This window comes from Paraburkholderia nemoris (assembly GCF_905221015.1).
Classification (GTDB): Bacteria; Pseudomonadota; Gammaproteobacteria; order Burkholderiales; family Burkholderiaceae; genus Paraburkholderia; species Paraburkholderia nemoris.
In genome coordinates this window covers 14831-37020 of record NZ_CAJNBO010000033.1, presented here as the reverse complement: position 1 = coordinate 37020, position 22190 = coordinate 14831, and the positions used below count along the sequence as shown (strand labels likewise).

Below are 22190 nucleotides of genomic sequence, written 5' to 3'. Positions count from 1 at the left end.
AACCACCAGGTAGCTTTCTTGTTAGCTACCAGATAGCTACCTGATAGCTACTTGATGTGAAGTCGCAACAAGTGACTGCAATGTATTGGATACTATGTAGCTATCCGGTATCCTCGCCGTAGCTGATAGCCTTCTGGTATCCGATAGCTACCCTCAACATATCGCGAGATAGTCTCCTCTGTCTCGCTCACAACGGAGAGTTGCATGCCAACAATCGTTTTTGTGAGCCCGAAGGGTGGGGCGGGGAAAACAACTTCCGCGCTCGTACTCGCAGAACAACTTGCCCGAAGCGCCGATGTGACGGTCGTGGACGCCGACCCGAATCACCCGATCCATACATGGGCGAGCGGTGAGAATACGCCGAAGAGACTGCGAGTCGTGTCCGATGCGGACGAAGAAAACATGATTGAGATCATCGAAGAGGCTGCCGTCCAGACCCCGTTCGTTATCGTCGATCTCGAAGGCACCGCGGCCAAGATCGTTCTGTTGGCCGTGAGCCAGGCAGATCTCGTCATCGTACCTACCCAAGGATCGCAACTGGATGCGAAACAAGCGTCCCGTGCGCTGCGGGTCATCAAGCAGCAAGAGAAGATGTCGCGGCGACCGGTGCCCTACGGCGTCTTACTGACCCGTACCAGTCCGATCATTCGAACCCGAACCATGGCTCACATCAATACAGCTTTCGCTGACGCCGGGATCACGGTCTTCGCAACCGAACTCAACGAACGGGAAGCTTTCAAGGCCATGTTCTCCTTTGGGGAACCGCTCGCGCACCTGAATCCTCGTGAAGTTTCAAATCTTGACAAGGCAATTGCAAACGCGGAGGCCTTCGCTACCGAGGTAGTATCCACGCTGCGGCAGAACAAGACGGCGTCTGCTACGGAGGCTGCATAACATGACCCGCGTAAACCCCCTCGACGATCTCGCCGATTTCGCTCCGAAGACTTCCGGGGAGCGGCAGAGTAAGGCTCTCCGGCCAGACGTCATCGATAGGATCGCCGCGGACAACAATTTTCCAAGTCGCCAGCCGGTCGCACCGATTCCTCGCGGAAAGCAACCCCGGCGGTACATAACCGGTCGGAACCAGCAAATCAACATAAAGGCTACTGCCGAGACAATCGCCAAGCTTTATCAAGTTGCGGACGATCTCGGCGTGCCACTTGGCGAGGTGTTGGCTCGGGCGTTGGAAGCGCTAGAGCAAAACGAACGGAGGTAACTGGTAGCTACCAGTTACCTAATGGCTACCAGTGTCACGTGGCGACTGCGCGGAAGGCTCCGTTCATTGCTCGGCAGTATCTCCCGGGGACTCAGCGCGCATCCGAGCTCAGCATACTTGCTGCGATCCGGCCCGGCCGGTTCCGACGGTTGCGACGTGACCAGGATCTCTTCGTGATACGTCGCGGGCATCTGCCTGACGACGGGTTCAGGGCCAAGCGTCTATACGAAGAACAACAACAGGTTTGTTGTTGTGTTTAAAGAAACAACAACTTTAAAACCTTTGACGCGCTGGAAGCCTTGCTGCGTAAGGTCGACAGCCCAGCAAGGTCAGGGTTTATGGGGCGACCGGTCAGGGTTTATGGGGTGCGACCAGGCCGAGAAGTCAGGTTCTATGGGTTAAAGTCAGGGTACGTGGGGTCACGTGATCTAAAGAACTAAAAAGACGCTCTAACTATCTGATTTAAAGACTATTTTCAATCACCGTTTCGCCACAGCGGAAGTAGAAGGTCGTAGTTTGTGGGGCGAAAAGTCAGGGTCTATGGGGCTCGGACTGCACACACGGTAGCTAGAGCCCTAGGAGTTCCCCACACACCATGACTTTTGTCTCTCGAATACCGGCGTAAGTGAGTGCTCGCATACTCAGAACACCAGTCAAATAGCGCCTTCCGCTCGTTACGCTCGACCGTTTCCTTGGCGGACCTGCGCGCGAAACCGCGCCGTCGAGTGGGATCCAAGGGAAAGGTCAGGGTTTGTGGGGCCGCCGGAGCATTGACCTGCAGCTTCGCCGCGAAGTGGCTTCGGCCGCGAAAGGTCAGGGTCTATGGGGCGAGCACTGCGGGTGCTTCCGACGAAAGGTCATGGTTTATGGGGCGCTTTCTCGATAACAAAAGCGGAAAGGTCACGGTTTATGGGGTAAGCCTGGGAAAGCGGCCCGCGTAAAGTCATGGTTTATGGGGCGCTTTTGGATCAACTGAGGCAGAAATAGGGGACCTTTCGTCGCCGTATCGCAGGGCAGCCTGGGCAAAAGTCATGGTTTGTGGGGAGGCAGTTCAACGTCGCTCAGGTCAAGATCGTCCTGCAATGACCCGAAAGGTCATGGTCTATGGGGGCGCCTAGCTAAAGTCATGCTGATCGGGTTGAAAATATGACTTTTAGCTTCTACAATCGTCTCCAATCTCGGAGACAGAATGCCGAATATCAAACCCGTTCTCCCTGCAAGCGAGCTGCGAAAACACGTTGCGACTGTGCATGTGAGCGGCGAGCTCTCGCTCCTCGAGCGCAAGATTGTTAACGTCTTATTGCTCAACGCCTTCGATGAACTCCTGACGAAGAAGACTCACAAGCTACCGGTTGGCATCTTATGTACGATGCTTGGGTTCGACAGCAAGAACACCGATGCGCTGAAGCGGGCTCTTCTCAAGGTAATGTCGACCCCCATCTCCTTCGACCTTCTGCACGAAGGTGGCAAGTCAGACTGGGACGCTTCTCCGTTGATCGGTTATGCGGGCATCAAGAACGGCGTCTGCTCGTATGAGTACAGCGATTGGTTGGCCCAAAAGTTAGCGAACCCCGACATCTATACGCTCATCAACATCAACGTTCAGCGGCAGTTCAGTGGCGGCTATGCCCTCGCGCTTTACGAGAACTGTTTGCGCTTTAAGCGCACCGGTTCTACAGGGTGGATTTCGGTGGATACCTGGCGCCGGCTCTTAGGTGCAGACGCAAGCATGTACGACGAGTTCAAGCACTTTTCGAGCGAAGTCATAAAAAAGGCTGTGCAGGAGATCAATCAGGTTTCAAATATCATTGTTACTCCAGAATACAAACGCGAAGCTCGGCGGGTAGTACAGATCCGTTTTCTTGTGGAGGACAATCCGCAGCGGTCTGTGTACGACGGCAGTGAAGATGAAGACCAGAGAATAATTCGCGAGTCCGATGCATTTAAGCGCCTCACTGCGTTAGGCATAGGCGATCGACTTGCGATAAGTTGGATTCAGCAGGAGCCCGAGAGGGCTCTGAAGACCGCGATCTATGTCGAAGAGCGTGCTCGGAAGAAGCAGATAAAGGGCAGTGCTGGTGGTTACGCGCGGACTGTATTCGAGAAGGGCAGCGACATTGACATGACCCAGGTTGATGGAGAGCAAGCGCAGAAGAAGAAAGAGGCATCAGCCGAGCGCGAGAAGGAGAGGGCGCGCGAAGACGCAGCGGATGCACGAGCCAAACAGACGACGGCCGCCATTAAAGCGCTTTCACCCGACGAGCGACGGCAATTGGCCGAGGCATACCTCGCTGATGGGGGCAAGGGCAAGACCTATCAGAAAGAAACTGCGACGTTCAAAGACGCAGTCGAGCGCACGGCATTCACGGCCTGGTTGCGCGCCACGATTTCAAGCCGGGCGAACGCGCAGGCGTGACGACGAAGTGCCCAGTCGGCGACGGGCCGGCGACACGCGTTTCCTTTGATACAGACTCGTGGACTACGAGACAGTCCTGCAGAATGACCCAGACGGTTAACCCATTGCGCCGCCCAAAGATAACTTGCTGGGTCTCTTCAGAGTTTTATTGCCAATCCGGACCTGTTGCACAAGCTGGCTTATTGTTTGCGTTGTGCGTTCGATATTCAGAAAGCATTATGCCGGTGATCTGGTTAATGCTGTATGCATTGCGGCGCTGTAACAGTTCGTAAAAACTGTCCCGTTTAATCCGTCAGACAATTTATCTTTCGCTGATGGATCTTCACGAACACGAAGCGATAACCTTATTTCGGGCAACGTTTGAAACGTTGAGTCCGCGCTGGCAACTGTCTCACGATAGTAATGCCCTCGAACTTAGTCCGATCACCGGACCGGTCGCTGCCGCCGTAGCGCTTTCTGCTGAGCAGGCCGCAAAAATCCGCGCACTTACTGGTGTCACGTCGAGCGTGACTGTGGATGCAATACTGTTTGAAAAAAGGTTTCGCCTGCACTTGGTGGGGCGGAAGGTTGATCGGACACGGTGGACCGGAACGGCCTCTCCGAGTATTAATGCTGAAGCCGTTGCAGGTGACCTGGCGCGCGGGCTGTCATTTGCCGAGACGATCCTGTCAGAAGTCAACTCGCTTGTTGTGATATTGAATCGCGACGGCGCTATTCAACGTTTTAACAGGCTCGCCGAAGAGATCTCTGGCCTCAAGGAAGCTGACGTTATCGGGAAAAATGCGTGGGACCTGTTTATGTCCCACGAGGATGGAAGCGAGTCACGTCAGAACATCGAGGGGTTTTTCCGGCGCGGCGAGGCGTATGAGGTTGAGCGGACGGTAAAGACAATCAGGGGCCCGCGGCTGTTCTTGTTCCGCAACAAATTCGCGCGGACAGGTGATCGTCCTGACGATACCTTTTTGATTTGTTCGGGCGTAGACATCACAGAAGAACGCCAGGCGCGCGATCGCCTCGCCGAACTTGCCAACACCGACATGCTGACTGGCCTGCGGAACCGGAACTATCTGATGGATCGCTTGGGCGCCCTGACGATGACCCCGGAAAGCGTTGGGCGGCTCTCTCTTCTCTTCATTGATCTTGACAACTTCAAGCGGATCAACGACTCCCTCGGGCACAAGGATGGGGATCAACTGCTCAAACAGGTGGCCAAACGCCTGCAGCGCGTCGCTTGTGGCGAGCAGGAGGTCATGCGGGTAAGTGGCGACGAATTCGTGATCGTCATTAGCAGTGATTTTGCCCGCTTCGCGGCGCAGGAATTTGCAAACCGTGTCGTAGAAGACTTTGAGCTTGCCTTCGTGCTTCGCGCGAATAGCTACCGGATGCGTGCAAGCATTGGTGTGGTCGAACATGTGAAGCATGGAGACAGCGCTTTCGATCTTCTAACGCGCGCTGATCTAGCGATGTATGCCGCCAAGGCAGTTGGCAAGAGCAAAGATATCAGCGCGTGTCATGTGTATACGTCGGAACTGTCCGAACGCGCTGAGCGCGGACTGGAGTTCTATCAGACGCTTCAGTATGGATTTCTCAGGAAGGAGTTCTCGCTGGACTATCGAGACTGCTACACCGTCGACGGGACGGCACGCGGTCTTCTTGCCGCGGTGCAATGGGATAGGCGTGATGCAGCTTCCATCGAGGGCCGCGAGCTTTTCTCAATGATCGAGTCATCGGGCTTTGGGGTCCAACTCGGCGAGTTCCAGTTGACTGAGGCCTGTCGGCAGATGCGTGAGTGGCGTGCCGCTGGGCAGAGTGTTCAGCACGTCACCCTCAATGTGCCGTACGCACAGCTCGTTGACGGCGACCTCACTGGTTGCGTATCCGAATGTTTGCGTGAGCACGCGTTGGAGCCATCGGCACTACGGCTCATCGTCCAGCACCGCCTGGATCAGGCCGCATCGCATATTCTCGACAAGCTGAAGACGATACGTTCCACAGGCGTTCAGATTCTTGCCGCTCTCACGGCAGATTCGGTGTTTCCGAATCTAACGAAGTTGCCTGTTGATGGCCTTTGCATTGACGAAGAGCTTGTGGAGCGCGTGCCTTCTGAACCGGTTTCTCGAGCGCTCGTCAAAGGCATAGTCGGTGTTTGTGGCGACATGGGATTGAGCGTCTTGGTTCATGGTGTGGACAGCCAGGAGCAGTTCAAGTGGCTGACGCAATTCCCCGGAGCTGAGGTGCAAGGTCGTTTCGTTACCGATGCCTTCTCCGCGACGAATTCATCGATGTAGAGGTATGCGTCGATGCGGGCGAAAGTGATCGAGCCGGTTACACCCACTCCACTGCTTGAAGACGGACACCACATTTTCAATGAGCGCGTGGAGCTGAGTCTGTCGCAGGACTGCATACTGACGCGAAGGTTGATTCGGAGCGATGGCGCGTCGTTCAGCCAGATTCTCGCGATAAATGGCGTAGACGATCTGTCGGACTTTGCGGCTGCTGATCCATATGAGACTCGCTTGCAGGGAAGTTACGATCGCATCCGACAGAAGTATGCTGCAGCGGTGGAGGGTGATCGGCCAATGGCGGACGGAACATGCGACCCAGTCAGATTGATTGGCGAGCTCTCAATGTGTGCAACTGAAGGTGCGCTGCTGTCCACGGTACGTGCAATAGTTGCGGGTCTGGGCGGAACTCAGTTCACTTATCAATGGATCCGTTTTGACGGTGCAAATCCTGCCACGGGCGACCCGCTAGAAACACGTTATCTCGTTGGTTGCAGGCTTGGCTGGATGCAACAGTACATCGCGAAGCTGTGGTACTTGAATGATCCATGTGTGATGTACGCCCGGGCGAATGTTGCACCTGCGCTTACATCGCATGTGAATGTGCACCGCGCCGATCACTGGCTGATTACAGAGGCGCGCAAGCACGGCTTTGCAAGCGGAATCGTTGTCCCATCCCATATGCATGGTCATGGTCTTGTCGGGCTGCTGCATGTTAGCAATTCGCTTCGAGCGCCAAGTGGCGAGGAGGTACTGTGGGATAACCGAGTGCTGTTCCGCGCCCTGTCGTCAGAGCTGCTGGACTGGCATGTATCGCAGGTGCGCCTGAACGCTTTGGCAAAATACGATCTGAGCGAAGAAGAGACGCAGATCCTGCGCACGCTGCGGGATGGCGGTAGCGCGTCTCACGTGGCCGATCAATTGGGCGTGTCCGTACACACGGTCTATAAAACTATCTACCAGCGAATCACAAGGAAAACGGGCGCAACGAGAATTACAGAAGCCGTCGAAAAGGCGGCCGCCCATGGGTTGCTCGATTGAAATCATTGGCATGCGCGCATTGCGCCGCGCATCGCGTCAATAGAACAAATTCCGTTCTGCATACCAATTCGATGGCTTGAATTCGCCACTACCGCTACGCCATAGTGTCACTACAGGAGCTTCACGGTAGTGGGTCGATCTGATCAGTTCCGCAAACGTTGTACAGGACATGCGCCCGGCGTTCACTTGTGTCGCTTGCCTAGCGCATCGAGAAAGCGAGCGGCGAGCGCGTCGAATTCGGCCTGCGTCATCAACTCTGCCAGCGTCACTTTCGACAAGGCCGCGCGAAGATCTTCAGCGGCCTCATCTGGACCGTAAGTTTGCGGAGCCAGCGGTGCAAAGGTCGACTCAAGCCGCACGACCAGTTCCGTGTTGAGTGGTCGACGGTTCTCGTCCGCGGCTCTTTTGAGCTGATCGTAAAGCGGATAAGGCAGCCGGAACTGTGAGCGGTATGTGTCTTCCATTTGCGTATTTGACACTACGCAGTCACTACCGTATAGTGACTGTAGGTCACTATATAGTGACACGATAGGGGTTCGGATGAAATCGATTGTCAGATCGCAATATCGGTTGCCGCAAGAAATCGACGAGTGGCTGAGGGGCCGGGCCGAACAGGGATTGCGCTCGAAGAACGCTCAACTCGTCGTGGAACTCAGGGCAGTGATGGAAGAAACGGGTGCAGCGCGGAGCCAGCCAAACTGTTCTCCGTCTCGTGATAAGGAGGGGCATCGCACTGAAAATAACTGAGCGGCAGATACCGGTGCTGGTAACACCGCTATCTGCCTGGCCACATTCAAACCTTGGGAGCTTCAAACATGGGTAACGCCATTATAGGCACGCGCACGCGCTTATTTTTCCGGGCTGCTTTCCGCAACTTTCGCGCGCGTACCGAGCTTAGGAATTGCGTAGGCGGCTTGGTTTGTACGCTATTGCTGACAGTGCTGACTCCAGAGTTTGCAAATGCGATGGACTACAGCACCGGCACAGGGTTGGTCCGCGATTTCGTGAGCTGGTTGTTCATCGATGCCGGCCCCTATGTCTTCATGGCCATTCTCGGTATCTGTGTGCTTGGGGTGCCGAAGGGCTGGATTCCGATGAAGGGTGCGGTGATCGCAGTTGTCTGCTCGTTTGTCTTCTTCGCGGTCCCCTCGATCGTCCGCTATGCAGCGTCGGTCGCCTCATCGCAGATATGAGGTGAGGCCATGCGTGAAGTACACGAAATCCCGAAAGGCATGGTGCAACCCTGGATGATATGGGGCTGCCTGGCTGAGCTGTTCCTCGGTTCGTTCGTATTGCCCGCGGTCGTCTTCATGTTCCTCAAATGGTGGCCGGTGATGCTCGCCGTGCCCTTTCTGGTCATCGGCTCCTATCTGATTACCGCGAAAGACATGTTCGCGTTCTCGGTCGCGTATCAGAGTTTTGGCGCGACGGCGAAGCCACGTAGCCTCAAATACTGGGGCGGAGCGAAGACATATGCCCCTCGGTGACTTTCTTGATCGTCATTTCGGCGCGTCGCCATTCGTTCAGCGGAGCGAGGCAGACAAGGATGATGCGGCCGATCTGCACGCATCGCGCGAACTTCCGTTCGGCCTGAACGCGCACTACAACGGCCATACGTTGCGCACGCTCGACAGCGGACTGGTGCAGATAGTGCGTCTCCAGGGGCTCTACGCTGAAATGCTGGATGACATCGGCGTCGATGCTTACAAGCATCAGCGGAACACCGCGCTGGAGTCGATCGCTGACAGCAACGTGGGCATCTACGTGTACGAGATCCGGCGCAAGGCCAACCGGTGGCCCACCGGCAAGTATTCGAACTGGTTTCCGAATTTCCTCAATGAAAAACTGAAAGCGCGTTTCCAGACGCGGTCGTTATATCAGCACGAAATCTATATTGCCATCGTGCGCTACCGGCACTACAGCGGGGTAGTGGGGCGGCTCGATCGCGTATTCAATGCGTTCAATCCTTCTGGCGCCAACGACAAGCTTGAAACGGAGTCGCGGCAGGCGCGTGACCTTGAAGAGAAGGTCAACTCACTGATGAAATCGCTGGCGCACTACGCGCCTCGCCGGCTGGGCCGCGTCGAAACGGAAATCGGACCCTGTTGTGAGATGGCGCGTTTCCTGCGCTATCTGCTCACGCAGGAAGACGGCCCCGTGCTGGCTGACTCATACAACCTGGCCGAGGCGATCGCGAGTTCGTATCTGCATTTCGGCCGCAACCCGATCCTGGGGAAAGACGTTTTTGAGGTCAACGGGCTCAACCATCGCCGCATCGGACAGGTGCTCGCCATGTCGCGCTGGCCTGATGGCGCTGTCGCCGGGATGGCAGACAGATTCCAGCGGCTGCACGCCGAACTGATCGTTACGCAGAAGTTTTTCCCGATCGACAAGCTTGACGCCAGCATGGCGACGTCGACCAGCGAAGCCCGGCTGTCGCACGACCGGACGACAGTCGGCATGTCGGCGGAAATCACCGCTCTGCGCATGCGGCAGGCGGCCAACAAGGCCGTGCTCGGCACGCATCACGTGAGTGTCCTCGTTCACGTGCCGGTAGAAGGGCGCTCGCAGGAAGCTGCTTTGAAGGCGCTTGAGGCGCTGGACGATGCCGTGGGAAAGACGGGCGAATGTTTCAAGAGCTGGGGCGTGAAACCCGTTGTAGAGACGACCGGAATGGAGCGCGCCGTCTGGTCTCAGATACCGGGCGCCACGAAGCGGCACAACGGCCGGGTCGGCAAGGTAGAGACGATCCAGTTTGCCGCCTTTGCATCGCTGCATAGCTTTCCACAGGGACGCTTCGACGGGAACCTTTGGGGGGAGTGCCTCATGGTTCTGCCGACAGAAGGTCAGACCGGCTATTACCTCAACCTGCATGAGGAGCGTGCGGGGATGGTGCCCGCACACGGTAATTTTGGGGCGAAAACGGGGGTAGGCAAGACGTTGCTTGTTGCGATGATCACCAGCCAGGCCGATAAGTTCGAGCCCCGGGTGCACTGGTTCGACCGGGAGAACGGGAGCACCGTGTTCATGCAGGCTATGGGCGGAGCCGACATCGTACTCAGCCTGTCACGGTCCCTTGGCAATCCCTGCAAGATGCTAGACACGGAACAGAATCGCGCGATGCTGCGCGAGCTGCTGCAGATGATGGCGACGTGTTACGGCTATGTGCTCACCGTCGACGACATCGAACGCATAGCAATAGCGGTCAATGACAACTTCGATGACAGCAAGACCAGGTTCGAGGACCGTCGCTTGCGCAATCTCGCGTGGCGCTTCGGAGGGAAGAATTCGGATCTGTATCGGGCGATTGCCGTGTGGCACGGCGATGGCGCGAATGCAGCGGTCTTCGACAACGAACATGACACGCTCGATGTGGCAACACACCGTCACTACCGCTATGAGATGCGGGAGCTAATGAAGGACAAGGAAGCGAAGCCGGAGCTTCCTGTCCTGCTCAACTATCTGACGCATCGTATCGAACAATCGCTCGACGGATCACCCGCAATCATCGTGTGGGATGAAGCCCAGATGCTGATCCGCAACCCGTTCTGGCAACAGAAGATCGAAACATATCGAGAGACATTCCGCCGGCGCAACTGCGCGACGCTCTTCATCACGCCGGAGCCTAGCGCGCTTTATCGACCTGTGGCGGCCGTCAAGAATCAGGCGGTGACGAGCTTCTATCTCGCCAACGACAAGGCCGATCGACGGGACTACGTAGATAACCTGGACTTTTCTCAGAGCGAGTTCGAGTTTATCGAACGTGCGGTGCCAGAGGACTACAAGGTGCTCATAAAGAAGGGCAGTGGAGTCAGTGTGCGCGCCTCGTTTGATATGTCGGACATGCCTGAGCTCGTGGCCGTGCTGTCGTCGAATGACAAGTCGGTTGAGTTGATGAATCGTGTTCGCGCCGAGTTGGGCACAACGGACCCGAGCCGGTGGGTCCCGGTGTTCATGGCGCGCGCGCTATCTGAACGGACGCACAACGTTTGACTTGAGACGTGGGGTGAACCTGTGATCGGACAGATTGCAATCGGTGTACTTGGTGCTGCGAGCGTTTTCCTGTCGCAGGACCGACGCGAACACTGGCGGAGGTGGGCCTGCATCTGTGGGCTTGCAGGGCAACCTTTCTGGTTCTGGATGGCGTGGAAATCGCAGCAGTACGGCGTGCTCGTGCTTTGTTTTGTGTATGCGTGGTCGTGGGCGCGAGGCTTGAGGGTGTACTGGATGGCCAACCAGGAGCGGCGGCATGCAGTTCACGCTCGGTGAAATAGAAGCGGCGATCCACTGGTGGCGTGTGCGCGCGTTATCTGATGCCGGGTTTGCCGGCAGCGCTGTGGGATGCGCGCTGGCGAGGCTTTATGGCAAGACAATCGCTGACCATCGCGTGCTGGCGGATAACGAACTCGACGACGTGCAGCGCGATGCCTTGCGCGTCTTCGTCCGGATGTCAACCGTGCAACAGGAAGCGGAGGTGCAGAAATGAAAGGTATATCCGTAGCGGCCATCGCAATGATGGTCATGTCGACGACAGCTTTCGCAACGGGCGTCCCGGTCGGCGACGCCGGGACGTGGACAGCGCTGGCCGCGCAACTCGCCCAGCTCAAGCAGGAATACGACACGCTCAAGCAGCAATACGGCGCGGTAACCGGTTCGTACGGGCGGGGCGGACAGGGGCTGACCGATGCAATCGACGCGTCGTCCATTGTGCCGGGCAGTTGGCAGGACGTTGTATCGCAGCAGAAGAGCGGCGTCTACGGCAGCCGACAGGCGACGTACGAAAAGGTGATGAACACCATGTCACCCGGCGACTTCGCAGACCAGGGCGAGGGCGCGAACTACAAGATGAGTACGGACTCAGTTCGTTCGGCGCTGGCCGGCGGAGAGTCGCTGTACGACGAGGCGCAAACGCACCTGCGTAACTTCCAGAACCTGTCGCAACAGGTCGACACGACGCAGAACGTCAAGGATGCAGCCGATCTGCAGAATCGCATGTCGGCCGAGCTGGGCATGGCACAGTCCGCGCAAACGAAATTGCAGGCCATCAATGCGAATCTGACCGCGAACCAGGTGAATGAAAGTAATCAGGCGACGGCGGCTCGCACGAAGTTTTTTCAGAACGTATCGAAGTGAGGGACAACATGCGACGCATCGCTTTTTACCTACTGATCGCTGGGGCCACGTGTCTCGCCGGTTGTGCGCATTCCGGCGCGATATCGAAATCGCCGTGCGCGTGCGATTTTCATCTGATCGGGCAGAAGGCGTAACAGGCGCACCGTGGGCCCGCCGGCGCACGGGCAACTGAAACTGGAGACAGGCATATGACTTGGACGGGCAAACTCACTTGGTTCCTTCTCGCGGTCTCAGTCGTTGGTTGCGGCGGCTTGATCGTTTACGTCGTGCATACCAGTGGCACGGGTGGTAGCACTATCGAACCCCCCGCGCAGACTGTGCCGGCGTTCGAGCCGAAGACCGAAGCGTATTACCTCGCGCATCAGGGCGAGATGAAGCAACGACTGGCTGAATGCAAGAACCACGGTATCGGGGTCGGCGCCGACACGCCGGAAGCAAGGGATTGCACGGCGGCGGCCGCAGCGCTTAACGATAGGTTCTTCGGAGCGAGCAAGTGACATGGCCGATCCGGTAGATCAATTTATCCAGACGCTGTTCGACAGCATCCCCTCGCGGACGGAAGCGTTTCTGTCGACCAACTACCCGGTGCTTGGGCACGCGGTCACGCAACCCGCGTTGTATCTCGCGATGATATGGGTGGCGGTGAAGGTGATGCGGGTTCATTCCGGGCGCGATCCAGCGGACGTATGGCCTTTGGTGAGGATGCTGCTCACGATCATGTTCGTGTTTGCAGCATTGAACTGGGGCGGGCTGGCCGGACAGATCTTTCACTCATTCCAGGAGCTGCGTGACGACACCGTAAGTTCGTTGATGGGTGGGCAGTCGATGACGCAATATCTGGAGAACGACTACAACAAGTTTTCAGATGCATCGGGCCAGATGATGAAGCAGTCGATGCTCAATATCGGCATCGTTCTTCTCGGACTGGCTTTGCAGATCGTCAATTCAGCGATGGTCCTGATCGCTCTCGTCCTGAAGGTTGGGTCTGACATGGGCTTTGCGGTCACGATGCTGCTCTTCCCCTTGTTCGTGCCGACGTTGATGTGGAACAGCACGCGCGGATTCGGCATGAGCTGGTTCGCGGCGATGGCGAAGTTCGCCCTGGTCGGAATCCTGCTCGGTGTCATCGTGAAATTCAGCTTCGATATCACCGATCAGTTTGTCTCGCAGATGGATCCGAATGCGATGACGGCAAAGGATGCCTTCGCCGCAATCATTATCGCCGGCGCAATAGCGCTTTTCATGGCCTTTACTATTCGCCCCCTGGCGTCCGCACTGACATCGAGCGGCGCCGCCGGCAGTGGCATGGCGGACATGATCGGCGGCTTCATGATGTCCCAGATCATGTCGAAGTTTTCCGGCGGTGGGCGAGGCGGCGCCGGCGCAAATCCGGGCGCGACGACTGCACTGACCAGCATCAGCAACACACAAACTGCTCACGGCAACCAGCTTGCGCGGATCGAGCGGGCGTTGTCCTCGGGCGGCGCTACGAGCGCTTCAAGCATGTCGAGCCCATCGGGTGCCGGACAACCGGGCGGCCCAGGAGGCACAGCGCCTTCGAGCGGCGCATCTGATGGAGGTCAATGGTGAGCACGATTCTTCAGAAATCATCCAGGGCACGGAATGCGTCAACGCCTGACGCACCGCCAGCCGAATCCTATGAAGCGATTCGCCTATCCCGGAATCGGGCATATCTGCTTGCGATGGTAGCGTGGCCGATCGCGGGCCTTGCGCTGGCTTCGATGGCCTACGACAAGGCTAATCAAGAGTATGTGCCACCAGTGGTGCTCACCCTTGACACGCACAACCACGTTGCAAAAAGCGAGATCGGCACACCTGCGGTGCTCAGTTCGAAAGATGCCGTGATCGAAAGCGAGCTTGCCCGTTACGTGACGGAACGCTACACGCTCGATCGCGCGTTTCGCCAGGACCATATTGATTACGTCAGGCTGCATTCTGCATCGAACGTTGCGGACAGCTTCAACCACGAGATGGACGCTAAGAACAAGGACAACCCGTACTACAGCATCGCCGAGACGACGGTGCGCCGGGTCAAGGAGGTTCGCGTGCGGATTCTCGACCGGGACGATCACAAGGCTGAAGCAACGTTCACGACGTACAACGACGGGAACGGCGACAACAAGACGGTGTACTGGCATGTGCTGTTCCGCTACGACTTCGTGAAGCAGGCGTTGACGCCGCAGAACCGCTACATCAACGGGACGGGATTCATGGTGACCGGCTTCGAGCCGAACACAGAGCCGGGTGCGCCGGCCCCATCTGGAGGTTGAGATGCGAACAGTCAGGAGCGCCTTGGCGGCAGTGGCAGTAGCGGTGGCGCTGTCGGCCGTGGCTCACGCAGTAACGGCTGCTGATCCTGTCCTACGGGGTACGGAAGGCAACGTGCAGCGCCTGCCGTACATGCCGGACCAGATCTACGACCTGACGGTTGCTGACAGGACCTTGCTGGCGATTGACTTTCCGCGCGACGAACACATCAAGGCCGTCGCGCAGAGCACGGCACCGGTCTTTCATGTTCAACGAACGGGAGACACGCTGCAGGTGACGGCCGACATGCCAGGCGAAAAGATGGGGCTGAATGTCACGACGACGCGCGGCACTTACCACCTGCAGATAGTGTCGATTGACGATGCGCTGCAGGCCGCGCACATCGTGCATTTCGTGACGCCCTCGGCGTACTAACCAGGAGAGGGAACGACATGAAAACGATTCACCACGGCATGCTGGCATGGTCAATTGGCATTGCGTGCGTCGTTATGGGTGTGAACGCGCAAGCTGCCAAAAATCCGCGCTGTGTGATCACGGACAACCGGGTATGCCAGCTTCAGTTCGATCCGAATCAGGTCTACGAAATCACGGGTGTCTATGGTTATGCGACGACGATCGAGTTCGCGCCTGGGGAAAAGATCCTCAACAAGGCGATCGGCGATTCAATCGGCTGGCAGGTCCTGAAGTTTCGCAATCATCTTGTGCTCAAGCCAGTCGAACCTGATGCAAGAACCAATCTGACGGTCACGACAAGCAACCACGTCTATTACTTCCGCCTGTCCAGTTCCAAGAATCCGGAACGCGCGACCTATGCGGTGCGCTTCCTGTATCCGGCTGACGGAAACGATGGATGGAGCGACGATTCGGGCGGAGTCTCTGACGCGTCGTATTCGCAGCCCCGCGTGGTTAACAAGAATTATCAGGTGTCGGGTGACGAAGGTTCGTTCGGGCTGCAGCGCGTGTTTGACGACGGGCAGTTCACTTACTTTCTGACCACCATCGGCAAGCCCAAACCGACCATTTACGTAGTTGACCGGGACGGCACCGAGGCGCTTGCGCCCATGCGCAGGGAAGGGCCATACCTGGTGATCGAGCAGATGGCTGACCGCTTTACGCTGCGCGATGGCGATCGCACCTTGTGCGTGATCCGGTCGCAACAGGGTGCGGTGACGCAGGCGCAGCGCTCACCCTGGGGAGGCGGAAATTGAATACGCCTGATGACCCGAATGATTTGCCTCGCGACAGCGGGCAGCCAGGGGGCGAGCCGGGCGATGCAGGCGACAGCCTGAACGAGCGCCGGCGCGCAGCTGATGCGCTGCGGCAGACATCGCTGGCGGCCGATCCTACCCGCGGCCGGCGTCAGACCTTTTTCACGGTCGCCGGCGTGATTCTGGTTTTGCTGTGTGCCGGTGGGTTCTACGCGATGAAGCATGACGCGCCAGCGCCATCGAGCAGCTCCGACAAGCCGAAGATTGACGAAGACACGACGAAGGCCGCGCCGCTGGATGCTGGCCGGCAGAAACTTCCGGCGTCGATGGCGGCAGCTGCGTCGGCACCAGCGGCAAGCTCGGGCGTTGATCCGGACGAAGCGCGACGGGCTGCGGAGCGTCAACGTCAGGCGGCTGCAGCAGCTGAGCAGGCACGCAGAAAAGCCGAAGCGCTACGTGAGGCACGGATGAAATCGGGCCTGTTTGGTTCTGACACGGGTGGCGATGGTTCAGACGATGCGGGCGCGCCCGCCGATGGTCAGCAGGGCGAGGCAGGCCTGGGTCGCCGTTCTGGCGGTGATGGCCCGAATGATCCGAATTCGGCCTTCGCGCGCAGTGTTTCGAGCGCCGACGACTCTACGTCCAAGGCGCAAAAGATCGACAACCTGCAATGCAAGATGGAGCCGGGGGCAATCCTTGAGGGCCATCTGGTGCCGCGCATTATCTCGGACCTGCCTGGTTCCATCACGATCATGCTGGATCGGGATGCTTACGGGGAGCAGGGCAGGATTGCGCTGCTGCCGTGGGGCACGCGCATTACAGGCAAACCGAATTCGTCTGTGCGCAAGGGGCAGGAACGAACCTTCATTGCAAGCGCCGTCGCCTTGCGTCCGGATGGCGTCAAGATCCATGTCGACTCACCGGTTGCCGATCAGCTCGGATCGGCGGGCATCGATGCCGACGTTGATAACCACGTTGGCCAGATCCTCGGCATGAGCGCGACGTTGGCAATCCTTGGCGCGGGCGCATCGAATTACGGGGTGTCGTCCTCGGACCGCAATAACTCATCTGCGATGTACCGCGAGAACGTCCAGTCGTCGATGGCGCAGTCTTCGCAGCAGCTGCTGGGCGGCTACGTCAACATCCCGCCGACACTCAAAAACGACCAGGGTACGCGGGTGCGTATTCAGGTCGAGCACGAACTGGACTTTTCCGACTACTGCAAGCCGGATGGCGAGGTGGGCTGATGGCAACAGATATCTCGCACGTTCAACGCGAAGTCGCCGCAGGCGAACTGCGCCGCCAGCTTGACGACGCGGTTGCCGATGCGTTGCAGGCACAGATATTCAGGGACTTCGCGCGGGATGGCGGAAGGTACCTGATGCTTGCGCAGGCAAAGCTTAAGGCCGTTGCCCGCCAGTGTTTCGATGCGCAGGTTTGCCTCGATCGGCCCGCCGTGCAACAGGCCGGTGTGGTGGCTCGCGCCGAACGCATCCGGGGGCGCTGACATGTCGATTGTGCCGGCATTCTTCAACCGCACCGAGTCCATCCGGCCGCTTTTCGATGACGCCGATGTCTCGGAGATCGCGGTGAATGGTCCCGGCGTCGTATGGGCCGGCCGGAAGGGCATGCGCTTCATGGATCGGGTGGATACGCCAGTATTAACCGAAAGCACGTTGCGGGACTTTGCCGAGCTCGTGGCGCATCACTCGGACCAGGAGACAGATGCGAAACGCCCGCTTCTCGCGGCCTCGATCCCTTCGGAACTGACGGGGCCGGGCAACCGCGATTTCCGGATCCAGGTTGTTCAACCCCCAGCGGTGCCGGCCCACACGATCGCGATCGCGATCCGCAAACCCTCGACGCTCGATCTGACGATGCAGTACTACGAGGAGAGTAGGGCTTTTGATCGGGTCAATGAGCCGTTAGCGGATTCGGAAGACATCGACAGGAAACTGATATCGCTTTATCGGGATCGTGCGTGGCCGGCCTTCCTGCGGCTTGCCGTCAAGGCGAAAAAGAACATCGTTGTGAGCGCACCGACTTTTGCTGGCAAGACGGAGTTCATCAACATGCTTCTGAAAGAGATCTCGCCGGCTGAGCGGATCGTGACGATTGAAGACGCGCGCGAGCTACGGCCGCCGCAGGCCAATACGGTGAACCTGCTGTATTCACGGGGTAATCAGGGCACGGCAAATGTGACGCCAGTTGAACTGATGGAAGCGTCGTTGCGGCTGTCGCCTGATCGCGTGATTCCAGGCGAACTGCGCGGCGCGGAAGCATACGTCGCGCTCGAAATGCTGAATTCCGGTCACGGTGGCTGGATGACGACGCTGCACGCAACAAGCCCAGAACACATGTTCGAACGCCTCGCGCAGATGGTCATGCGCTTCGGTTCGACCTTGCAGCGTCCCGAGATTATCGACTACGCCCGCAGTCTCATCGACGTCGTGGTGCAGATGCATCGCTACGACGATGGGGTGCGGGGAATCAGCAAGGTGCTCTATGTCCCGCATTAAATCGCTCGTCGCGTCTCTGGTGCCAAGCCTGATGCTGCTTTCCGCCGCTCAAGCGTCACAAGCGGATATGCAGGTCGCGCCCCCACCGGTTGCATCCTCCTTTGCCTCCCTGGCCCAGGAGTGCGCCCCTGACGTTCATCCCGCGCTGTTGGGGCGCGTGACGACAGTTGAGAGCAGCGGCAATCCGTTCGCGATCGGCGTCGTCGGTGGCCATCTTGCGCGACAGCCAAAGAACCTTCCGGAAGCGCTGGCCACCGTCAAGGTGCTCGACGCCGACGGTTGGAATTACAGCATGGGACTGGTGCAGGTCAACGTACACAATCTGGCGCCTTACGGACAGACCACAGAGGACATTTTCGAACCATGCACGAACCTCAAGACCGGTGCCGCGATTCTTAAAGCGTGCTACGCCCGCGCGAAACCACAGTTTGTGCAGGCCGATGACGCGGTACGCGCGACGCTCTCCTGTTATTACAGCGGCGATCTGACACGGGGCGCCGCTTATGCCCAAAAGGTGGCGGCTGCCGTCCCGGCGTCCGGGGTGCAAGGGGCGCAGCCGATCGAGGTTGTTCCAGACGTTCGCCCTGCAGGTGGACCTGCACGACGCGCGGCGGCACGGCCGGAGCGCGCCGCAAAGTCTGCGGCCAAAGACGACTGGTTCACGACCTATGGGGACGACGACGAAGACGGCCAGGCCAACGGCCAGGTGAGCGATACGCGCAAGGCAGTGCGGGCAACCGGAGCGGTCGATGATCAATAACCGGTATCGGATGCTCGCTGCGGCCCTCAGTTTGGACGGCTATGCCGTCACGGCGGCCGTGGCGGCATCGCAATGGTGGCATCACCAGCCTGGGGCCGGAGGGCAGTTCGCGGCGCTCATGGTGCCTATGTCTTTTTATCTGATGGCGAGACTGGTGCGGGAGAGCGGTGTCTGGGTCCTGCTGCCGCCCGTGCTTGCCTTGATGTGGTTGGGTGCACTGGCGGCGTCGCCATTCTGTTTGTTGGGCCTGGCCACGCGCAACACATGGAGTGCCTGGCGATACATGAGGGTCGGGCGCAAGGCGCTTACCTGGAAAGGGGGTGGGGTATGACGATGAAAAACAGAAGTCGGCTGATGTTGCTCGCATCTACGCTCGCTTTAGGCGGTCACGCCAGTATGGTCCGTGCCGATGACGATTACGGATGCCGCATTGTGATCTGCCTGGGCAACCCGTCATCGAATGGCGGGCCGTGGGCACCGGACACCTGTGGACCGGCAATGGATCATCTGATGGACGATCTCCGCCACGGGCGCGGCTGGCCGCAGTGTAAAGACTCGAACATGACCGTCCGTCAGAACAACACGCCGTACGATCCATGCCCTGCCGGCACAACGGCTGCGGCGGCCGGCGTCTGGGTGGCCGAAGGGCAACGCAAGGCCGGAGCCCGTCCGTACAGCGGCATGAGCGGTTTCGCACTGGCCGGAATGCCGAAGCCTTCCGTGGCGGATATCAACAGCGGTTACGCGTATTACGGGCCGCAGGCCTGTGTAGGCAGCCCGGTCGGCGCGTATCAGGTATACGGCGATCCCTCGGTCGATGCGTCAACGGTGAGCTGGCGAAACGGGCGGGACGGTGGTGGATATGACGGCGATCCAGTCACTGTCACTGTGTATGACCACATCGTCTGGCAACAGCCGCAATCGCCGAATGCGGTCGACGTGTACGAGGCCGGCCAGTTCCAGACACGAATTCATTACTAATAGGGTGGCGGGGATGCCTTACGCGGCGGCGCATGACGCATTCGCATTGCGACAGGGAGGGAAACAGGCATGAAGAAGAACTTGCTCGTTGTGTCATTGCTCGCAATGTCAACAGTTAGGTGCCTCGCCGCAGATCTGCCCGATCCGGCGCTGACGCCGGGGATCGTCAATCCAGACGTCACCCAGGAAAACATCGGTAGCACGGTCTGCGTGAAGGGCTGGACAAAAACTGTGCGCCCACCCGCCTTCTATACGAACAGGCTCAAGAAATTTCAGATCCGGCAGTACGGGTATGCGGATACGGACCCACGCGACTACGAGGAAGACCACCTGATTCCGTTGAGCCTGGGCGGTAATCCGACCGACCCTCGCAATCTCTGGCCGGAACTTCGCATATCTGAATGGAACGCCGATCGTAAGGACGATCTGGAGTTCGCCATGTACATGGGGGTGTGCCATGGAGAGATCAGCCTTGCCGACGCTCGCCGCGCGGTCGTGACGAACTGGATCGAAGCCTACAAACGGTACGGGTCGCTGCTGCAGCGATACCGCCACGGATCTGCGGACTGACAGGGGGCTCCATGACCACTGAAATCACTTAACACCAATCGGGCTACGGTTCACGACAAATTCATGGTGATCGACGGTGAATCGGCCGAGACCGGCAGTTTCAATTTCACCACGTCGGCCGCCAGGTACAACAGCGAAAACGCTGTGGTGATGTGGCATGTGCCGGTGGTCGCACAGGCGTATCAGCAGCACTGGGAAAGCCGGTTTAACCAAGGGCGCCCCTGGTCCGGGCAGGCGTCGAACTGACGGAGGTTTTTATGTTTGAAGACACCGTATTGCGGTTTAGCGACAAGGAGCGTCAGCAACAGCTTGCGGAACAGGAGCAGGCGCTTGCTCAGCGCCGTGCGAGTCTCGAGGCGCGCCAGAAGAATCTCGCATACCGGCAGGACTGGCTTAAAAGGGAGCCGCACGCAGTCGCGCAGGCGGTCGAGCGCGAGGACCAGCAGCGCCGTGAAGACAAGCAGCTCGCGGCCGATGCCAAGGCGCTCAAGACACGCTTCGGCCTGAAGGATGGTGATCTGATCGACACGGCCGCGATGCGGGGCGCGCTCGAGCAGGCGTTAGCCGAAAAAGAAGTCGAGCAGGCACAGCGGGCCGAGCAGATTACCGATCGGGCGTCGCTTCTGTCGGGTCTGAACAAGCTGGCGTTGATCGACGCGAAGAAGACCGCCGAGATCCTGCACGCGAACAAGGATCTGAATGTGCAGCGTGAGTGGAGCCGGCAGGAAGTTGCCGACATGTTCGCGAAAGCGCAGGCGCGCGTCGACGACAAGGGCGCCACGCACACCTACCCCAAGACGCTCGATGGCTGGGCGAAATCGCTGGAAGCCCGCAATCGTGAGTTGGCGCTTGCCGAGATCAAGCTCGATGCGCAGGAGCAGGCACTACGGGCGCAGGTGCGCCGTGCGATCGAGGGGCCGGAGAAGATCGCAGCGCAGCCCGTCGCGGAGCAGGCCGCGTCAGCTGTGCAGAAGGCAGCAGACCGTGTAGTGGAGGTCGCGGCCGGTGTGGCCGTGGCCGCTGATCAGGCGGCGCAAGCAGGGTCATCGGCGACCACCGGAAAGCAGGGCGCGCCGATGGATCTGTCGTTTGAAAGATTGAAGGACCCGGAGCGATTTACGGAAGCGGTCCAGGAGTATGCGGCCAGGACGAAATCCAGCCCCGAGGTGGCGGAGATGGCCGTGGGAAGAGTGCGCGACCGTCTCGCCCGCAAGGAGCAAGGTGCGACCGGTACCGATAGGGCCGAGATTGAACGCGCCCGTGCCGCGTTCTTTGCGGGACCGAATGCGGGAAAGGCGACATCGGCCGGGATAGCGCCGCCGGCGACTGAGAGGCGCGGTGATGTGCGTGCGGCGCGCTCGAACGTGGTCGCGATCGACGCCGCAAAGCGCGGGCCTGATGTGGCAAAGGCCACCAATGCGACGGAAGCTGCGGCGGTAGGGAAGCAGACGTCGGACGCGGTAAGGGGCTTCAAGGTTCTTGGCCGTAACAAGACGAAGGATGCCGCGGAGCGTGGTGCGCCGGAGGCCGGCAAAGCGGCGGAGGCGGGCAGGGTGCAACTGGCGGAAGGTGCCAGCGTCGCTCGTGCCGAGGCGGGACCGCGCAAGAAATTTTCCGAGTTGAATGCACACGAAAAGCTTGAGCGTCGCGCCGAGTTCTTCGGGAACCTGCGCGAGTCGGCCGGCTTTACGCGCGATGGCAAGCAGGCAGTCTCGGAACGGGCAAAGGAGGCCGTCAGGCCGGGAAAGCAACGTGAAGGGCACGGGATCGGCTGA

General features: G+C 58.8%; 25 protein-coding genes. 23 read left to right on the top strand and 2 right to left on the bottom strand.

What is annotated here, in order from left to right:
- Window positions 1-204: 204 nt before the first annotated feature.
- From KHO33_RS35250 to KHO33_RS35230, 5 genes are all read left to right on the top strand, one after another.
- Complete coding sequence (locus KHO33_RS35250) at window positions 205-894, top strand: ParA family protein (protein ID WP_200567405.1); 690 nt, start codon at window positions 205-207, stop codon at window positions 892-894.
- Window position 895: 1 nt separating this feature from the next.
- Entirely contained in the window at window positions 896-1216 is a 321-nt protein-coding gene (locus tag KHO33_RS35245) for a hypothetical protein (protein WP_200567404.1), read from the top strand.
- Window positions 1217-2405: 1189 nt separating this feature from the next.
- Complete coding sequence (locus KHO33_RS35240) at window positions 2406-3632, top strand: replication initiation protein (RefSeq protein ID WP_200567403.1); 1227 nt, start codon at window positions 2406-2408, stop codon at window positions 3630-3632.
- A gap of 314 nt (window positions 3633-3946) precedes the next feature.
- A complete protein-coding gene (locus KHO33_RS35235; RefSeq protein WP_200567402.1) occupies window positions 3947-5920 on the top strand; it encodes a diguanylate cyclase domain-containing protein in 1974 nt (657 codons plus the stop codon).
- A 12-nt stretch (window positions 5921-5932) separates the two neighbouring features.
- Entirely contained in the window at window positions 5933-6955 is a 1023-nt protein-coding gene (locus tag KHO33_RS35230) for a helix-turn-helix transcriptional regulator (protein ID WP_200567401.1), read from the top strand.
- Between the two features lie 182 nt (window positions 6956-7137).
- Here KHO33_RS35230 and KHO33_RS35225 read toward each other — a convergent pair whose 3' ends face one another.
- Entirely contained in the window at window positions 7138-7434 is a 297-nt protein-coding gene (locus KHO33_RS35225) for an Arc family DNA-binding protein (RefSeq protein WP_236074763.1), read from the bottom strand.
- Between the two features lie 336 nt (window positions 7435-7770).
- On the opposite strand from KHO33_RS35225, the gene KHO33_RS35220 reads away from it, so the two are divergent.
- The 11 genes from KHO33_RS35220 to KHO33_RS35170 all read left to right on the top strand — a co-directional run bounded on the left by KHO33_RS35220 (window position 7771) and on the right by KHO33_RS35170 (window position 16832).
- Complete coding sequence (locus KHO33_RS35220; protein WP_200567400.1) at window positions 7771-8148, top strand: mating pair formation protein; 378 nt, start codon at window positions 7771-7773, stop codon at window positions 8146-8148.
- Window positions 8149-8157: 9 nt separating this feature from the next.
- A complete protein-coding gene (locus KHO33_RS35215) occupies window positions 8158-8442 on the top strand; it encodes a VirB3 family type IV secretion system protein (RefSeq protein WP_179741880.1) in 285 nt (94 codons plus the stop codon).
- On the top strand, window positions 8429-10948 hold the full coding sequence (locus tag KHO33_RS35210; RefSeq protein WP_200567438.1) for a VirB4 family type IV secretion/conjugal transfer ATPase: 2520 nt from the start codon (window positions 8429-8431) through the stop codon (window positions 10946-10948). The genes KHO33_RS35215 and KHO33_RS35210 overlap by 14 nt, the downstream gene beginning before the upstream one ends.
- A 256-nt stretch (window positions 10949-11204) precedes the next feature.
- Window positions 11205-11441 (top strand): DUF3717 domain-containing protein, encoded by a 237-nt coding sequence (locus tag KHO33_RS35205; protein WP_200567399.1) that lies wholly within the window; start codon window positions 11205-11207, stop codon window positions 11439-11441.
- Window positions 11438-12088, top strand: coding sequence for a type IV secretion system protein (locus KHO33_RS35200; protein ID WP_200567398.1), 651 nt, complete (start codon window positions 11438-11440; stop codon window positions 12086-12088). The genes KHO33_RS35205 and KHO33_RS35200 overlap by 4 nt, the downstream gene beginning before the upstream one ends.
- Window positions 12089-12276: 188 nt before the next feature.
- A complete protein-coding gene (locus tag KHO33_RS35195; protein ID WP_200567397.1) occupies window positions 12277-12585 on the top strand; it encodes a hypothetical protein in 309 nt (102 codons plus the stop codon).
- 1 nt (window position 12586) lies between these two features.
- Window positions 12587-13678: a type IV secretion system protein gene (locus tag KHO33_RS35190; protein ID WP_200567396.1), complete on the top strand. Its 1092-nt coding sequence runs from the start codon at window positions 12587-12589 to the stop codon at window positions 13676-13678.
- Window positions 13672-14379 carry a type IV secretion system protein gene (locus KHO33_RS35185; RefSeq protein WP_200567395.1) on the top strand — a complete coding sequence of 236 codons (708 nt, stop codon included), beginning with the start codon at window positions 13672-13674 and terminating at the stop codon, window positions 14377-14379. Before KHO33_RS35190 ends, KHO33_RS35185 begins: the two co-directional genes overlap by 7 nt.
- Window position 14380: 1 nt before the next feature.
- Window positions 14381-14791, top strand: coding sequence for a TrbG/VirB9 family P-type conjugative transfer protein (locus KHO33_RS35180; RefSeq protein ID WP_200567394.1), 411 nt, complete (start codon window positions 14381-14383; stop codon window positions 14789-14791).
- Window positions 14792-14808: 17 nt separating this feature from the next.
- Entirely contained in the window at window positions 14809-15585 is a 777-nt protein-coding gene (locus KHO33_RS35175; protein ID WP_200567393.1) for a TrbG/VirB9 family P-type conjugative transfer protein, read from the top strand.
- The gene (locus tag KHO33_RS35170; protein WP_200567392.1) at window positions 15582-16832 is read left to right on the top strand and encodes a TrbI/VirB10 family protein; all 1251 of its coding nucleotides are present in this window, start codon (window positions 15582-15584) and stop codon (window positions 16830-16832) included. Before KHO33_RS35175 ends, KHO33_RS35170 begins: the two co-directional genes overlap by 4 nt.
- Here the strand turns inward: KHO33_RS35170 and KHO33_RS35165 are convergent.
- Window positions 16802-17095 (bottom strand): hypothetical protein, encoded by a 294-nt coding sequence (locus tag KHO33_RS35165; protein ID WP_200567391.1) that lies wholly within the window; start codon window positions 17093-17095, stop codon window positions 16802-16804. The two genes, KHO33_RS35170 and KHO33_RS35165, sit on opposite strands and share 31 nt — an antisense overlap.
- On the opposite strand from KHO33_RS35165, the gene virB11 reads away from it, so the two are divergent.
- The 7 genes from virB11 to KHO33_RS35130 all read left to right on the top strand — a co-directional run bounded on the left by virB11 (window position 17094) and on the right by KHO33_RS35130 (window position 22190).
- On the top strand, window positions 17094-18104 hold the full coding sequence (gene virB11 / locus KHO33_RS35160; protein WP_200567390.1) for a P-type DNA transfer ATPase VirB11: 1011 nt from the start codon (window positions 17094-17096) through the stop codon (window positions 18102-18104). The two genes, KHO33_RS35165 and virB11, sit on opposite strands and share 2 nt — an antisense overlap.
- Window positions 18105-18135: 31 nt before the next feature.
- The gene (locus KHO33_RS35155; protein ID WP_236074761.1) at window positions 18136-18864 is read left to right on the top strand and encodes a lytic transglycosylase domain-containing protein; all 729 of its coding nucleotides are present in this window, start codon (window positions 18136-18138) and stop codon (window positions 18862-18864) included.
- Window positions 18854-19195, top strand: coding sequence for a hypothetical protein (locus tag KHO33_RS35150; RefSeq protein WP_200567388.1), 342 nt, complete (start codon window positions 18854-18856; stop codon window positions 19193-19195). Before KHO33_RS35155 ends, KHO33_RS35150 begins: the two co-directional genes overlap by 11 nt.
- Before the next feature lie 23 nt (window positions 19196-19218).
- The gene (locus KHO33_RS35145; protein ID WP_200567387.1) at window positions 19219-19845 is read left to right on the top strand and encodes a hypothetical protein; all 627 of its coding nucleotides are present in this window, start codon (window positions 19219-19221) and stop codon (window positions 19843-19845) included.
- A gap of 69 nt (window positions 19846-19914) precedes the next feature.
- Entirely contained in the window at window positions 19915-20415 is a 501-nt protein-coding gene (locus KHO33_RS35140; protein ID WP_200567386.1) for a hypothetical protein, read from the top strand.
- An 18-nt stretch (window positions 20416-20433) separates the two neighbouring features.
- On the top strand, window positions 20434-20661 hold the full coding sequence (locus KHO33_RS35135; RefSeq protein WP_267915726.1) for a phospholipase D-like domain-containing protein: 228 nt from the start codon (window positions 20434-20436) through the stop codon (window positions 20659-20661).
- Window positions 20662-20672: 11 nt separating this feature from the next.
- Window positions 20673-22190 (top strand): hypothetical protein, encoded by a 1518-nt coding sequence (locus KHO33_RS35130; protein WP_200567385.1) that lies wholly within the window; start codon window positions 20673-20675, stop codon window positions 22188-22190.